General features: G+C 38.4%; 13 protein-coding genes. 1 reads left to right on the top strand and 12 read right to left on the bottom strand.

Annotated features, from left to right (window positions below; translation table 11 throughout):
* Positions 1-335: 335 nt before the first annotated feature.
* The 8 genes from ysxE to hemA all read right to left on the bottom strand — a co-directional run bounded on the left by ysxE (position 336) and on the right by hemA (position 9,191).
* Positions 336-1,352, bottom strand: coding sequence for a spore coat protein YsxE (gene ysxE / locus J2S13_RS14415; RefSeq protein WP_307258523.1), 1,017 nt, complete (start codon positions 1,350-1,352; stop codon positions 336-338).
* 99 nt (positions 1,353-1,451) lie between these two features.
* A complete protein-coding gene (locus tag J2S13_RS14410; RefSeq protein ID WP_307258521.1) occupies positions 1,452-2,723 on the bottom strand; it encodes a LysM peptidoglycan-binding domain-containing protein in 1,272 nt (423 codons plus the stop codon).
* A gap of 245 nt (positions 2,724-2,968) precedes the next feature.
* Positions 2,969-4,258, bottom strand: coding sequence for a glutamate-1-semialdehyde 2,1-aminomutase (hemL, locus tag J2S13_RS14405; RefSeq protein WP_307258519.1), 1,290 nt, complete (start codon positions 4,256-4,258; stop codon positions 2,969-2,971).
* A 23-nt stretch (positions 4,259-4,281) separates the two neighbouring features.
* Complete coding sequence (gene hemB / locus J2S13_RS14400) at positions 4,282-5,265, bottom strand: porphobilinogen synthase (protein WP_307258517.1); 984 nt, start codon at positions 5,263-5,265, stop codon at positions 4,282-4,284.
* The gene (locus tag J2S13_RS14395) at positions 5,262-6,050 is read right to left on the bottom strand and encodes a uroporphyrinogen-III synthase (RefSeq protein WP_307258516.1); all 789 of its coding nucleotides are present in this window, start codon (positions 6,048-6,050) and stop codon (positions 5,262-5,264) included. Before J2S13_RS14395 ends, hemB begins: the two co-directional genes overlap by 4 nt.
* Positions 6,050-6,979 carry a hydroxymethylbilane synthase gene (hemC, locus tag J2S13_RS14390; protein ID WP_307258515.1) on the bottom strand — a complete coding sequence of 310 codons (930 nt, stop codon included), beginning with the start codon at positions 6,977-6,979 and terminating at the stop codon, positions 6,050-6,052. The genes J2S13_RS14395 and hemC overlap by 1 nt, the downstream gene beginning before the upstream one ends.
* A 21-nt stretch (positions 6,980-7,000) precedes the next feature.
* The gene (locus J2S13_RS14385) at positions 7,001-7,834 is read right to left on the bottom strand and encodes a cytochrome C assembly family protein (RefSeq protein WP_307258514.1); all 834 of its coding nucleotides are present in this window, start codon (positions 7,832-7,834) and stop codon (positions 7,001-7,003) included.
* Positions 7,835-7,853: 19 nt separating this feature from the next.
* Positions 7,854-9,191, bottom strand: coding sequence for a glutamyl-tRNA reductase (hemA, locus tag J2S13_RS14380; protein ID WP_307258513.1), 1,338 nt, complete (start codon positions 9,189-9,191; stop codon positions 7,854-7,856).
* A 331-nt stretch (positions 9,192-9,522) separates the two neighbouring features.
* On the opposite strand from hemA, the gene J2S13_RS14375 reads away from it, so the two are divergent.
* Positions 9,523-10,008, top strand: a complete 486-nt coding sequence (locus J2S13_RS14375) for a LiaI-LiaF-like domain-containing protein (protein ID WP_307258511.1) — start codon at positions 9,523-9,525, stop codon at positions 10,006-10,008.
* Positions 10,009-10,029: 21 nt separating this feature from the next.
* Here J2S13_RS14375 and yihA read toward each other — a convergent pair whose 3' ends face one another.
* The 4 genes from yihA to J2S13_RS14355 form a co-directional block, all read right to left on the bottom strand.
* Positions 10,030-10,611, bottom strand: coding sequence for a ribosome biogenesis GTP-binding protein YihA/YsxC (gene yihA, locus J2S13_RS14370; protein ID WP_307258509.1), 582 nt, complete (start codon positions 10,609-10,611; stop codon positions 10,030-10,032).
* On the bottom strand, positions 10,608-12,932 hold the full coding sequence (gene lon, locus J2S13_RS14365) for an endopeptidase La (RefSeq protein ID WP_307258508.1): 2,325 nt from the start codon (positions 12,930-12,932) through the stop codon (positions 10,608-10,610). Before lon ends, yihA begins: the two co-directional genes overlap by 4 nt.
* 752 nt (positions 12,933-13,684) lie before the next feature.
* The gene (lonB, locus tag J2S13_RS14360) at positions 13,685-15,355 is read right to left on the bottom strand and encodes an ATP-dependent protease LonB (protein ID WP_307258507.1); all 1,671 of its coding nucleotides are present in this window, start codon (positions 15,353-15,355) and stop codon (positions 13,685-13,687) included.
* A gap of 199 nt (positions 15,356-15,554) precedes the next feature.
* A partial coding sequence (locus J2S13_RS14355) for an RNA-guided endonuclease InsQ/TnpB family protein (protein WP_307258505.1) occupies positions 15,555-16,284 on the bottom strand: 730 nt, incomplete at its 5' end.

Here is a 16,284-nt window from a genome sequence, read left to right as displayed (position 1 = left end):
TCCGCAAGAGGGTGCTTTTCCCTCTGAAGGAGATTGACAATTGACCTCGAGCGCCTAGGAGCCGTAGCTGGATATTCTTAAATGCGGAGGCGACTTGCCCAGGCGCGACAAGCAATTGACAAAATCCGCAAGAGGGTGCTTTTCCCTCTGAAGGAGATTGACAATTGACCTCGAGCGCCTAGGAGCCGTAGCTGGATATTCTTAAATGCGGAGGCGACTGCCCAGGCGCGACAAGCAATTGACAAGTTCCGTAAGAGGGGGCTTTTCCCTCTAAAGGAGATTGAAGCAGCAAGGAGACGCAGCTTACCAAACAATAACAACAAAAGGCATCCCAATTAAGAGGATGCCTCATGATTTTCATTGTTTTTTGCTTTTTCTATTTCCTCGAACTGCATGACCAAGTGTTCAATATTTTTTAGTTGCCAGTACTCATTTTGCAATTTATTCACATATCGGATTTCTTTTTTTCGATTAGAATTTAAATAGCTTTCCAATGTTCGAATGATTTTGCCTGGATGGGTTAAATAGCTTAAAAATAATTGATTTTCTTCCTCTTTTAGTGGAAAATATCTCGTATAGGTCGTATACCATTGTACATATTCATCTACAGGCTTTGGATAGGATTTAAGCATTCTCGAGAAAAACGGTAATAAGTCATGGATAGGCGACCCTAGTTTTGCATTTTCAAAATTCGAAAAAAATCCATTTCCCCGCTCATCGATAAAATAATGATCCATCGAAATTTTCCCATGAATGAGAACCGTTCTAGCTTTCTCTTCATCCTTTGAACTTTCATACCATTGATCCAGCTTTCTTTTTGCATAACGCAGTGCTTGTAAAATATCCATATAGTATAAGCTAGAAAGAAGAAAAAATGGAGGCATATAAGTTTCGCGCTCACAAAGACTGATCCATTGTTCAAGAAATTCTTCTTGTTTTCCCCATTCCGCTTTAACCCCTTCGTAGAATTCTGTCCGTTCCTTCTGTTCAATTGGGATAGCTTTCACTGTTAATTGATGTAATCTAGCTAATTCCCGAAAAAGCTTTTCATATTGATTATCACGCTCTTCATTTTCCTCCTGATCAATCCATGGCATTAAATAATATAAAGATTGATGACTCCACACTCCATATCGACCATCAAATGTCGGATAAACGGGAACAATTCTATAATATCCTTGTTGGAATAACTGTTGAATATGGCGGACAAAATCGATTCCTTGGGTCGCAGGGATTTTTTTTAAGGCAAATACTCCTTTTTTCGTATAAACTTTGAATACATTCCCAAAAGGCTCAATAAATTCAGATGTTAATCCGTAATTTTTTAAAATTCCTGAAATTTCACGAGCCAATCTTTCTTCACCTGCTTCTATGCCGCCTATATGAACGGCTCTAATGTAATACTTTATTCGTTTAAATAATACAGAGCAGGAACCCCCTGCTCCTCATAACTAATTTTTCAATTTGAATGTGGCAGGTATATATAATACTTGCCCTTCACTTAGGTTTTCTGTTAATTCTAAGTGGTTTTCGCTAATAATTTGATGTGAACTTACAGCATAACGCTCTGCCAAGGAATCAATTGTATCTCCTTGTTGAACAATACATACTTTTAATTTGGAAGATGACTCTTCTTCTTTTCTTGCAAAAAAGTCTGCTAAGGAAATCGATTCAAACTTTTTCTTTTTGCCTTTTTTCTTATTTTTAATGACTTCTACAGAGGAAGATTCCATATATTCCTCTTCGGTAAGTTCTTCCATAGTTGGATCGAAAGCTTCTAGATCTTCTTCAATAGGATCTTCCTCCGCCCGTACTGCTTTTTTTTCATTTCCTACGAATTGATCTGATAAATCTACCACCTGCTGCTTCTCTCTCGAAGTAGGATCTTCTGACTTAAATTTAATCGTCATTTCCTGATCTAGCCTATTTTCCTCTATTTCTTCGTCCACTTCCTCTTGAATCTCTACTTGTTCCTCTTGATTTTTTTCTATTTTATGAAGCCGTGAAATGACTTCAATCTTTTTTTCTTCCTCTTCTTCATTATCGATCTCAACATTCCTTCTTCTTGCAACAGCACTGAAAGTTTGCGAGCCTTCCTCCACTTCCTCTTCTGTTATGGGAGTGATTGTGTTGGACTCGCTATCCTCATCAATCTCGACAAATACATCAAGATCTTCCTCATCATCCTCTTCTATTTGTTCCACACGTTCTACAACTTCTATTTCCTCAAAATCATCCCAAACCTCTTCCACTTCGTCTGTATCTACTATATTTTCTATATCCTCTTCCACTTGTTGCTCCCCATAAATCCCTGTAATCGACATATCCACATTTAATCGTAAACACGCATTTTCTGGAAGTTCATAGTCGAATACATCGATAAAAATATCAATTTCCTCAATATTTTGCACCCGGTTTTTCGGAATGGTTACATCGATTGGGAACTCATGGAAAAACTCACACTCCCCATCCTCCCGCCAATCCACTCTTTGAACATATTTCACCTTCGATAGATGAGGATCCTCTAAGTCCCCGTCCCCAACGGGTTGATATTCACCAGAAAGTTCTAATACCCCACGAAGAATAATAAATTGTTCCTGTTCCTCGATTGTAATATGAGGATCTAATGAAATCGAAATCAGCTCATCTACTTCCTGTCCTTTTTGAAACCAAACAGACTCTTCTAATGAAAATCGTAGGCACGATTGGTCTTGATTAGTCAAATTAGTTCCTCCCTTCAGTTAACCAAACCTTTATACAATTGAAACTCTCTAGGTGCGTCCTATGCTTGCATCATGAATCATTTTTAAGGGACCTAATGAGTACTGGTGACTTTATATAGAACCCTATATAATTCACTTTGTCATTTAAAATTCTATGACCCTATGAAATGAAATATGATTTTTCTACCGATTTATACAAAAAAAAATCCACTGAGTCCATTTTGGATTTCAGTGGATTTCTTAGATTAACCTTTAATGATGCTGAATGCTCTTTCAGCTGCTTGAATTGTTTTTTCAATATCCTCAACATTATGTGTTGTGGATAAAAATAATCCTTCAAATTGTGATGGTGGTAAAAATACACCTGCATGGGCCATTTCCCGGTAATAATTCGCAAATAATTGCAAGTCAGAAGTTCTAGCTTTTTCATAATTAATAACCTGTTCATTTGTAAAGAAAATCCCGATCATGGAACCTGCGCGGTTGATTGTATGTGGGATATCATATTTCAACGCCGCTTCATGTAATCCCGCTTCAAGTTGATCCGCTTTTTGAATAAACTGCTTATAAGATTCTGGTGTTAATTGGCTTAAGGTCTCATAGCCAGCTGTCATCGCCATTGGGTTACCAGATAATGTGCCTGCTTGATAAATCGGACCACTTGGGGCAATTTTCTCCATTATTTCTGCACGACCTCCGAATGCACCAACTGGGAGACCACCACCAATAACTTTACCTAAACATGTAAGATCCGGTGTAACTCCAAAATAGCCTTGAGCACAGTTATAACCAACCCGGAAACCTGTCATAACTTCATCAAAAATTAATAATGTACCATTTTGTTTCGTTAACTCACGCAGTCCTTCTAAAAATCCAGGTTGTGGAGGAACTACTCCCATATTCCCTGCAACTGGTTCAACAATCACACCGGCAATATCTTCACCGTATTGTTCAAAAGCATAGCGAACACCTTCTAAATCATTGTAAGGAACTGTAACAGTATTTTTAGCCAATCCATCAGGAACACCAGGACTATCTGGAAGACCGAGAGTGGCCACTCCAGAACCTGCTTTAATTAGAAGGGAATCCCCATGTCCATGATAACACCCCTCAAACTTGAGAATTTTATCTCTTCCCGTGTATCCACGTGCTAATCTTAGTGCACTCATCGTTGCTTCCGTACCAGATGACACCATCCGAATAATTTCAATGGAAGGAACACGTTCTTTTACTAAGTTAGCTAATTTATTTTCAATTAATGTAGGGGCACCGAAACTTGTCCCTGTTTCTGCCACTTTCTTCAACGCTTCAACAACTCGTTCATTTGCATGTCCTAAAATTAAAGGTCCCCATGAAAGAACATAGTCAATATATTCATTTCCATCAATATCGTAAATTTTCGACCCTTTACCTCTTTCCATAAAAATAGGGTCCATATCAACCGATTTAAATGCACGAACTGGACTATTAACACCACCAGGCATTAATGATAAGGCTTCTTGAAATGCTTGTTTTGATTTCTCGTAAGATCGCATCAGTGAATCCCCCGTTTCTTATATTAAAGTGATTTCTCGATCCAACGAGCAGCGTCTTTTGCATGATATGTAATAATTAAATCTGCCCCTGCTCGTTTCATACTTGTTAACTTTTCCATGACGAGTTTCTCTTCATCAATCCAACCGTTGATTGCAGCAGCTTTCACCATGGAATATTCCCCACTTACATTATAGGCAACTATTGGAGCATTAAATTGATTGCGAACATCACGAATGATATCCAAATAAGAAAGTGCTGGTTTCACAATGAGAAAATCTGCTCCTTCTTCCATATCCGATTGGGCTTCGCGTAATGCTTCTCTTCTATTCGCAGGATCCATCTGATAAGTTTTCCGGTCTCCGAATTGTGGAGTCGAGTCTGCTGCATCACGGAACGGACCATAGAAACTTGAAGCATATTTCACAGCGTAGGACATAATGGGAATATGTTCAAATCCTGCCTCATCTAATCCGGCACGAATCGCTGCGACAAAACCGTCCATCATATTGGATGGGGCAATGATATCTGCACCTGCTTTAGCTTGACTAACTGCAGTTTGGGCTAATAGTTTTAATGACGGATCATTTAAAACATCGCCATGATCCACTACACCACAGTGACCGTGGTCTGTGTATTCACAAAGGCAAGTATCGGCAATGACAAGAATTTCAGGATAATGTTCTTTTATAAAACGGGTTCCCTCTTGAACAATCCCATGCTCATGATAAGCCCCTGTCCCTGTTGCATCTTTTTCTTTTGGAACACCGAATAAAATGACAGCCTTAATTCCAAGTGAAACAACCTCATCCATTTCACCTTTTAGCTGATCAATGGATAATTGAAAAACTCCAGGCATGGAGGAAACTTCATTTCGAACGTTTTCCCCTTCGACAACAAAAATAGGATAAATGAGATCTTCTTTTCTTAAAAAAGTTTCACGAACTAATGCCCGCATATTTGCTGTTTGACGTAATCTACGATGTCGTGTAAATTGTAAGTCCATCATTGTTCCTCCTTCTCATAATACTTGCACATTTCTTGTAATAATCCATCAATGGTATATTCTTCGGGACAAACTTCAACCGACAGACCATAGCTTATTGCCGTTGTTTTTGCCACTGGTCCTATACAAGCGAAGACAATACCAGATAACTTTTGCTCTAGTTGTAAGCCCTTTACAACGCGCATAAAATGGCGAACTGTTGAAGAGCTTGTAAAAGTGATCATATGTAGTTGTTCGTTTTGCAATAAATGAAGAAGATGTTCCTTCTCTTCATCGGGAAAATAGGTTTCATACACGATCCATTCATCGGCTGTTCCACCAAGCTCTTTTAGTTTTTCGGCAATAATATTTCTCGCGAGATTTCCTTTTGGAATTAGGGCTTTCTTTGCAAAAAATTCACCCTTTTCGATTGCCTTCACAAAATCATCTGCTGTGAATTTGGCTGGAATAAATGCCGCTTCAAATCCATATTGCTTTAGAACTGCATTCGTTTTTGTCCCTACTACCGCAAACTTAGCTATGATCTCATCTTTTTGTATCCCTGCTTTGTTTAATTCATCAAAAAAAGCATGAACACCGTTGATACTTGTTAAGATAATCCAATCGTATGAAGAAATTTCCGACACATATAATGACTTGTTCGGATCCAAATAAGGTTTGAATTCGATCAAAGATACAGTATGAGGGATACCACCCAACTGTTCTATTTTATCAGCAAATTCCTTTGCTTGTCGCTTCGCACGTGTGATCAAAATATGTTTGTCAGCTAAAGTTTGGACTGAGTTCATTAAGAATCAAGCTCCTGCTTCACTTGGTCGATTAAGACTTTCGCCCCCAAATCACTTAATTGCTTTGCGGCACGCACTCCTACTTCTTCTGGTTTTGTTCCTTTTACCATCTCTTTATAAACGGTCTTTCCATCCGGCGACGCCACTAAAACGGTAAGAACAATATCCTCTCCTTCAAGATGGGCATAACCAGCAATCGGAACTTGGCAGCCGCCTTCCATTTTGTGAAGGAATGCCCGTTCCGCTTTCACTGTTTTCTCCGTACTTTTGCATGTAAATGGGGCTAAAATTTGAAGAAGTTCCTCATCATCCTCACGGCACTCAATGGATAAAGCGCCTTGACCAACCGCTGGCATGCATAGATCAGGATCAATAAATTCCGTTACCACATCTTGCGACCAGCCCATTCTTTTTAACCCTGCTGCTGCTAAAATAATCGCATCATAGTCTTCATTTTTTAACTTTTCAAGACGAGTGTCAATATTTCCTCGAATCCATTTAATTTCCAAATCTGGTCTTCTCGCTAAAATTTGCGAACTTCTTCGTAAACTACTAGTCCCAATTATGGAGCCTTCAGGCAGTTCAGAAAGCGTCTTTTGACTTTTTGAAATAAGGGCATCTCGATGATCTTCTCTTTCAGGAATACAACCGATTGTTAATCCCGGCGGTAAAATAGCAGGCATATCCTTCATACTATGTACAGCCATATCAATTTCTTTATTTAACATCGCTTGTTCAATTTCTTTTACAAATAGCCCTTTTCCTCCTACTTTAGAAAGGGTGACATCTAAAATTTTATCCCCTTTTGTGACAATTTCCTTCACTTCAAATTCATATGTTGGATTCAATTTTTTTAATTGTTGAATGACCCAGTTTGTTTGAGTAAGAGCAAGCTTACTTCTTCTCGAACCGACAATGATTTTTCGCATAGTACCCTCCAAAAAAGTTTTTTACATATACCAAAAATGAAAAGTCGACAACCGACTTAATAAAAAGAAATTAATTAGGATGATGAGAAATGCCAATACATTAATAAAGGCAAGATTTTTTCCGTACATCCCTTTTCTGACTTTCAAATATAAAAATACACTGTAAACAATTAACAAAATGAATGAACCAAGGATTTTTGGGTCATATAGTGTAACATTTGGTAGCTTAATAAACTTCCATTGTAATCCCAAAATTAAACTTAGGACAAGGATGGGTACTCCTATTCCATTTAAGATATAGGACATCTTCTCTAGCTTTTCCAAATCCCCTATCCTCCATAAACGCTGGCTCCATTTTTTTCTTTTTAACAGATGGTATTGAAGTAAATAGAGCATGGAAAAAATGAAAGAAAGAGAGAAAGCACCATAAGAGAGTATAGCCATCACAATATGAATTAATAGCAATTCAGATACTAGCTTTTCTGCCATTGTTTCTGATTGAAGCTGAAAAGGCATAAATGTATGAATAGCCATAAAAGCAAACCCTAATATATTCGTAAAGAAAACGGTAAAGTCCATTCTTAGAAGTCGATTTAGACTTAAGGAGAGCGTGATCAAAACCCATGCATAAAAATAAAATCCTTCAAAAATAGTTAATACAGGAAATCTACCTGTTCTGAACATATATAGAAACAAAAAAATTGTTTGAAGAATCCAAACAATTGCTAAAAGCCAGAAGGCGATTTTATTCGCCTTCCGATTCTGTTGTAAAAAATCAATGAAATAAAAAAGTATGCTTGCAGCGTATAGAACAATCATTAATTCATGCAGCCTTGTCATTCCTTGTTCAAACATAGTGTAACCTCACTTACACTTAATATGAAGGCTGTACAACAACTTCTTTGCTTGTCGTTTCAGCTGATTTTATTTTTGGTTGCTGCTTCACGTTCTCTTCAATATTAAAGATTTTCATAAAAAGATCGAGCTTCTCTTCCGCATTTTTTTCCCCAGCTAATTCTTTCGCTTGCAAGATCGGATCTTTTAACATTTGGTTAATAATACTTTTCGTGTGTTTTCTTAAAACTTTTAGTTCACGTTCTGTTAAGTTTGGAATTTTTCTTTCGATACTCTTCATCGTTTCAGCCTGAATAGACAAGGCCTTTTCCCGAAGAGCTGAAATCACCGGAACAACTCCAAGCATATTTAACCACTCATTAAAAGCAACCATTTCTGCTTCAACCATCAACTCAATTTTTTCAGCAGCTTTTTGGCGTTCTGCTAAATTGGCTTCGACAATGCCTTCTAAATCGTCAATATCATATAGGAACACATTATCCATTTCGCTAATCGCGGGATCAAGATCACGTGGTACCGCAATATCTACTAAGAAAAGAGGCTTTCCTTTTCTCATTCGTTCCACCACGGACATCAATTCCTTTGTCACCACATATTCTTTTGAACCCGTTGAACTAATTAAAATGTCAGCATCTACGAGAGCACATTGCAGTTCTTGTAATGATTTCGCCTCTCCAGAAAAACGGTCAGCTAATGAAGCGGCTTTCTCGAATGTACGATTAATAACGGTTACATTTGTTGCACCGCTACCTTGCAAGTTTTCGATGGCAAGTTCGCCCATCTTACCTGCCCCAATGACGAGGACATGTTTTCCTTTTAATTGACCGAAAACTTTTTTTGCTAATTCTACCGCAGCATAACTTACTGAAACAGCATTAGCACCGATTTCCGTTTCAGAATGGCCTTTTTTCGCCACAGTAATCGCTTGTTTAAACAAATGGTTGAACACTGTACCCGTTGTTTCCACTTCTTGAGCCATCAAGAAACTAGTACGAACTTGTCCTAAAATTTGTGTTTCTCCTAGTACCATGGAGTTTATACCACATGTCACTCTAAATAGATGTTCAATGGCCCCTTCTTGTTCATAGGTATACAAATATGGTGAAAATTCCTCTTTGTCAATGTCGAACCATTCGGATAAGAAATCCTTAACATAATAACGTCCTGTATGGAGCTGATCAACGACGGCATATAATTCTGTACGGTTACATGTTGATAGAATCACGTTCTCTAATACACTTTTTTTATGATTTAACGCTTTCATCGCGTTTCCTAAATCAGATTCATTGAAAGATAACCGTTCACGTATCTCAACTGGGGCCGTTTTATAGTTTAATCCAACAACAATAATATGCATAATGACATATACACCCCCAAAAATCATTAATATAATTATATCATGGGAACAAAAATCTTTACGGCAAAATTGTGAACATATGATAACATTAAAGCATGTTAGTTAGCAGATGAGAATTTAGAAAAGCGAAGGCACTCTTCTAGCGATCCAAATTATTTAGACCTAACTCTCAACTGCCAACTAAGTGAATATAACATTTCAATCAATGGGTTTTTGCCTTTTCCACCTAGGGACTTTTTAGCCCATCGATTCGCAATAAAACATAGATTTCGACATATCCTCTATAGGGTACCAGACCTATTCTAAATATTCAAGTGAGTGGTGAGTGACAATGAAGCATAAGAGAATTTTCCCAGGAATCATCTTGATCGGATTCGGATTTTATTTCTTTTTGCAAAAATCTAATATTCAAGTATTTCAAGATTTCTTTACATGGCCAACTTTATTAGCAATCGTTGGAATAGCTTTTTTAGGACAGGCCTATTCCGAAAGAGATGATAGTTCGATTTTACCCGGAGTCATTCTAACAGGATTTGGTGTTCATTTTCACCTTGTGAATCTTTTAGAACAATGGCCTAATGATATTGGTGTATTTATTTTTATTATTGCCCTCGGATTACTCTTACAGAATAGAAGAAATGGGAGTGGTTTATTCCCAGGATTGTTATTCCTTATTTTAGCCATCATATCGTTGTTTTATGAAAAAATTACAGAATGGTTTGGCTTATTGGAAAATAATGCCGAGATGATTTGGAGTCTTTGGCCAATAATGCTCGTACTTGTTGGTGCTTATTTATTATTTATGAAAAAAAAGTGAGGAATTAGTTTCCTCACTTTTTTACATATATTTCTCGATGATGGCCCAAGTCTGATCTTTTCCTTCTCCGGTTTCAGAAGAAAAGAGGACGATTTCATCATTCGGATCAAAATCTAATATTTCTTTCGTCCTTTTTAAATGTTTCTGCCATTTTCCCCTTGGAATTTTATCCACTTTTGTGGCAATCACAATACATGGGATATCATAATATTTCAAGAAATCATACATTAAGATATCGTCTTCCGTCGGTTCATGACGGATGTCCACAATTAACAGTACGGCTTTCAATTGTTTTCTTTCGGTTAAATACGTTTCAATCATTTTTCCCCATGCTTCACGTTCTTTTTTCGAAACCTTTGCATAGCCATACCCTGGAACATCTACGAAATAGAGGGCTTCTTCAAGAATATAAAAATTTAAAGTTTGTGTTTTACCTGGCTTTGAAGAGGTCCTTGCCAGGCTTTTACGATTGATCATTTTATTAATAAAAGATGATTTTCCTACATTTGATCGCCCTGCCAAGGCAAATTCCGGTAGCTGATCATCTGGATATTGCTCTGGCTTTACAGCACTTATGACGATCTCTGCATTATTTACTTTCATTTCTCCCCACCTACTAAAGCTATTTGTATTACTTCATCCATATGTGAAGCAAGAATAAATTTCAAATCATCGCGAATACTCTCAGGAATATCATCTAAGTCTTTCTCATTTTCTTTTGGTAAAATAATCGTCGTTAATCCCGCTTGATGAGCTCCCAATGATTTCTCCTTCACTCCACCAATTGGCAAAACTCTTCCTCTTAATGTAATTTCGCCAGTCATTCCTACTTCTTTACGAAGTGGCTTATTCGTTAAAGCAGAGATGAGGGCGGATGCAATGGTGATTCCAGCAGATGGGCCATCTTTCGGTACAGCTCCTTCTGGTACATGAATATGAATATCAAAATTTTCATGAAAATCTTCTTCAATTCCATATTCTTTTACTTTTGAACGGACATAACTTAAAGCAGTTTGGGCAGATTCCTTCATGACATCTCCTAGTTTTCCTGTTAAAAGTAGCTTCCCTTTTCCTGGGGAAAGGGATACTTCTATTTGAAGGGTGTCACCACCAACCGTAGTATAAGCTAATCCATTTGCTACCCCAATTTGATCCTCTGCATCGGCTTGTCCATAATGAAATTTTCGTTTTCCTAAAAACCCTTCCAAATTTTTCTCTGTAATGATCAGACGCTTCTTCTTACCTGAAACGACCAGTTTAGCGGTCTTGCGACAGATGGCGGCTAATTGTCGTTCTAGGCTTCGAACACCTGCTTCACGAGTATAATAGCGAATAATCATTTGAAAAGCCTCTTCTCTTACTTGCAGTTGACTCTTCGTTAAGCCATGTTCTTTTATTTGTCTCGGTAATAGATGATCTTTGGCAATATGCGTCTTCTCAAGCTCAGTGTACCCAGGGATCGTAATGATCTCCATACGATCTCGTAGTGGCCCAGGGATCGCCGATAAATCATTTGCTGTTGCAATAAACATCACTTTCGATAAATCATATGGTTCTTCAATATAATGATCACTAAAATGATGATTTTGTTCCGGATCTAACACTTCTAGCATGGCTGAAGAAGGATCCCCCCGAAAATCATTGGACATTTTATCGATTTCATCTAATAAAAACACAGGGTTGATGGTTCCGGCTTTTTTCATTCCTTGAATAATCCGTCCTGGCATCGCTCCAACATATGTACGACGGTGTCCTCGAATTTCGGATTCATCTCTAACACCACCTAATGAAACACGAACAAATTTTCTCCCTAATGATTCTGCAATTGACCGTGCTAAACTTGTTTTTCCGACTCCAGGAGGTCCAGCTAAACAAAGAATCGGTCCTCTTAAAGATTCTGTTAGTTGTTGAACGGCTAAATACTCTAGTACTCTTTCTTTTACCTTCTCCAGTCCATAATGATCACGATTTAAAATTCTTTCTGCTTTCTCAATATTTAAATCGTCTTTCGTGGCATGGGACCAAGGGACGGTAATTAACCATTCTAAATAATTGCGAATAACAGCACTTTCTGCTGAGCTAGTTGGAACTTTTTCATATCGATCCACTTCTTTTAATGCTGCCTTTTCCACATGCTCAGGCATATTGGTTTCTTCAATCCGTTTTAAAAGTTGCTCGATTTCACCTGACTTGCCTTCTTTATCGCCCAACTCTTTTTGGATCGCTTTCATTTGCTCACGTAAATAATATTCCTTTTGCGTCCGCTCCATAGAACGCTTTACTCTTTGTCCAATTTTCTTTTCTAAATTTAATATTTCTTTTTCATTGTTTAAAATGGCAATTACTTTTTGTAATCGTTCTTTTATATCAAACGTTTCTAAAATTTCTTGTTTCTCTTTAATTTTAATTGGTAGATGAGACGCAATGATATCTGCTAATCGTCCAGGTTCATCCATATCTGCCACTGTCGCAAATGTTTCCGCTGAAACCTTTTTCGTCATTTTTATGTATTGTTCAAAATACTCTAACAATGTCCGCATAAGGGCTTCTAATTCAATATCCTTATGAGAATCATCTTCATATGATGTGACTGTCACACTAAAATAATCATCTTGTTCATGGAATTGTTCAATCTTCCCACGATTTAACCCCTCTACTAATACACGAAAGGTTCCATTTGGTAACTTTAACATTTGTTTGATTTTCGTTAATGTCCCTACTTCATATAAGTCTTCTCGAATGGGGTCATCTATATTTGTATCAATTTGTGTAGATAGAAATATTAGATGATCCTCCATCATCGCTTTTTCAAGAGCTTGCATCGACATTTCGCGACCTACATCTAAGTGAAGCACCATTGTAGGGTAAACCAATAATCCCCGCAACGGAAGAAGTGGGATTGTATATTCAGATTGTTTCTTCATATTTATACCTCCGAAAGCTACAATTATGTGTATCTAGAATTGATCTTTGCAAGCAATGACCTTCATTTTCTTCATCCATGGCCGTTTATCAATTATTTTATCTGGCTAAGATTGGCTTTAAGTCGCCTCCGCTTTTATGAATATCCAGCTGCGGCTCCTAGGGCCTCGAGGTCATCTGTCCATCCTTTCTGTCGCAAAAAACGCGACGCCAAGGCTGGTCAGATGCTTGTCGCCCCTGTGCAGTCGCCTCCGCTTTTATGAATATCCAGCTGCGGCTCCTAGGGGCTCGAGGTCAAGTGTCAATCTCCTCCAGAGGGGAAAAGCGCCCTCTTGCGGAGCTTGTCACTTGCTTGTCGCCCCTGTGCAGTCGCCTCCGCTTTTATCATTGTCCAGCTGCGGCTCCTAGCTGCTCGAGGTCATCTGCTCTTCCTTTCTGTGGCAAAGTGCGCCACGCCAAGGCTGATCAGATGCTTGTCGCAGCTGTACAGTCGCCTCCGCTTTTATTCCTTTGTACAATTTTATCCTATTTAAGAAATGGTGTCCATTGAAGGAATGGGATTGGTGTTCTTAAATAAATGAATTTCATTAAAAATCCCGTTCGCTTTTCACGTAAGGAACGGGATGGAATTTTTTCACCTTTCGTAAATGGGGGTCCTCATCCTCACTTTTAATGTATGGTTCTCGTTTGAAGGAGGTCTAATAGCCCGTTTTCTTCTATGATAAGAGTCGTTCCTACAACTAAGTAAGGTTGGTCAAACTGATTTTTGACTTTTAGTTTCTTGGAACGCTTGGTCTAGAATTCCATCTACATTAGCCCTTTTATCCAGAGCATAGTCAAATACTTCGCGCAAATGCTCGACTGAAATCACCGAGATCCCTTCTATATCATTTAAAATCGATTGCATATTTTCCTTTGGTATAAGCACGTTTTTAGCTCCAGCTTGTTTTGCCGCTTTCACTTTTGCTAAAATCCCACCCACTGGTTTTACCTTTCCATGAATACTAATCTCCCCTGTCATCGCGATGGTATGATGGACGGGTATTTTATAAATAGCGGAGTAAATTCCTGTTGCCATGGCAATTCCAGCTGAAGGACCGTCGACTGGAACACCACCTGGGAAATTAACATGAATATCATACTGATGGGCAGGCACTCCTAATGATCGTAAAACGGTTATGACGTTTTCAGCCGATCCTTTCGCCATGCTTTTTCTTCTAATCGATTTCCCTTGACCCCCAATATTCTCCTCCTCAACGATTCCAGTTACATTAACAATCCCTTTTTCCTCGGCTGGAATCACTGTGACTTCAATTTCTAATAAAGATCCACTATTCGGACCCGTAACAGCTAAGCCATTTACTAGCCCTATTGCTGGTGAATCATGGATTTCTTTCTCAAATCTTGGTGATAACTGACTCGAATGAATCAACCATTCAATATCGCTATCCTTAATAAAATTTCTTCCTTCTGTGATCGCAAGTCCTGTCACAATTTGAATCATGTTCACTGCTTCGCGACCATTTTTCGCATAATTTGATAATGATTGTAATCCTGTTTGATTTATTTTCATTGATACTTTATTGGCAGCATTGCTAGCAACCTTCGTAATTTCCTCTCGATCTAATTCCCTAAAGAACACTTCCATACATCGCGAACGAATCGCAGGAGGAATTTCATTTGGCGTCCTCGTTGTGGCACCGATCAAACGAAAGTCAGCAGGCAAACCATTTTTAAAAATATCATGAATATGTGTAGGAATTTGATGATTCTCCTCACTATAATATGCACTTTCAAGAAACACTTTTCGGTCTTCTAATACTTTTAATAATTTATTCATTTGGATTTGATGTAACTCACCAATTTCATCAATAAAAAGAATTCCACCATGAGCATTCGTAACAGCTCCTTGTTTTGGTTGAGGAATCCCCGCTTGTCCCATGGCTCCTGCTCCTTGATAAATCGGATCATGAACAGATCCAATCAAGGGGTCAGCAATTCCACGTTCATCAAATCTGGCCGTTGTTGCATCTATTTCAACAAAAACAGACGAGGGGCGGAATGGGGTCTTTTCCATCTTTTTTGCCTCTTCTAAAACAAGTCTAGCTGCTGCCGTTTTTCCGACTCCTGGAGGACCGTAAATGATTACATGCTGTGGGTTTGGTCCACAGAGTGCAGCTCTTAAAGCTTTTATTCCATCTTCTTGACCAACAATATCTGAAAAAGAAGTAGGGCGCACCCTTTCAGAGAGTGGCTCTGATAAAGAAATTGAACGCATTTTTTGTAATTGATTCATTTCTTTTTTTGATTCACGATCAATTGTTACTTTTTGTGTTCGTTGATTTTTTAATAAATTGAAAAAGTATAAACCGATAATTACACCGAAAACTAGCTGAATCACTAGTGCAATCCCAGTCCAATTCATATGGTTCCCCTCCAAATCTACTTACATTTTATTATTTGCTAGTATTTCCTTGGAGGAGAGGGAATAAACAACAAATAGCATTACAGTATTTGGATAATGCGAGACTTTATTTCCGTGAACCTCTCTCCAATAAATTGGAGAGCTTCTCGCTTCATTGAGTCGACTAGTGCCGCACTCTCCACGAAGGCTAGTTCCTAGCCTAGCGTGTCTTACGACACGTTTGTAAGTGTTGTACTGCCCGTTTGAGAATGTTTTTGGCGGCATTTACATCACGGTCACATTCAAATCCACAAGAAGGGCAACGATGCGTCCGTACAGCCAATGTTTTCTTTACGATTTCATCACAGCTTGAGCATTGTTGACTTGTGTTTCGTGGGTCAACCAGTACAACAAGCTTACCAGCACTTTCAGCCTTGTAAGTGGTGAACTGCACAAGTTGATTCCACCCTGCGTCTACAATGTTTTTCGCAAGATGATGATTTTTCACCATGTTTATGATTTTCAAATCTTCAAAGGCGATCAAATCATAGCCATTTACCAATTGACGTGACACCTGATGAGCATTATTTCTACGCTGATTCGCAATATATTCATGCTTCTTCGCAAGAAGTGCCACGGCTTTTTTACGTCTTCTCGACCCTTTCTTTCGTCTGGATACGATACGCTGTAGCTTCTTGAGTTGTCTCTCGCTTTTACGCAAATACTTGGGTGCGTGGTGAAAATCACCATCCGATGTAATCGCCAGATGTTGTAAGCCCAGATCAACACCGATTCTTTTTCCTGTTACTTGTGTTTGCGTTTCAATTTCGCAAAACAAACAAACGTAGTACCGTTCGTTTTTGGCGATGACTGTACATGTTTTGATTGCCCCTTGCATCTGTCGATGCAGTTTGATTCGAACAGATCCGATTTTGGAAAGTCTGATGTAT

The organism is Oikeobacillus pervagus (genome assembly GCF_030813365.1).
Lineage (GTDB): Bacteria > Bacillota > Bacilli > Bacillales > DSM-23947 > Oikeobacillus > Oikeobacillus pervagus.
The sequence above is the reverse complement of the archived record's forward strand: the minus strand, read 5'-3'. Positions and strand labels throughout refer to the sequence as shown.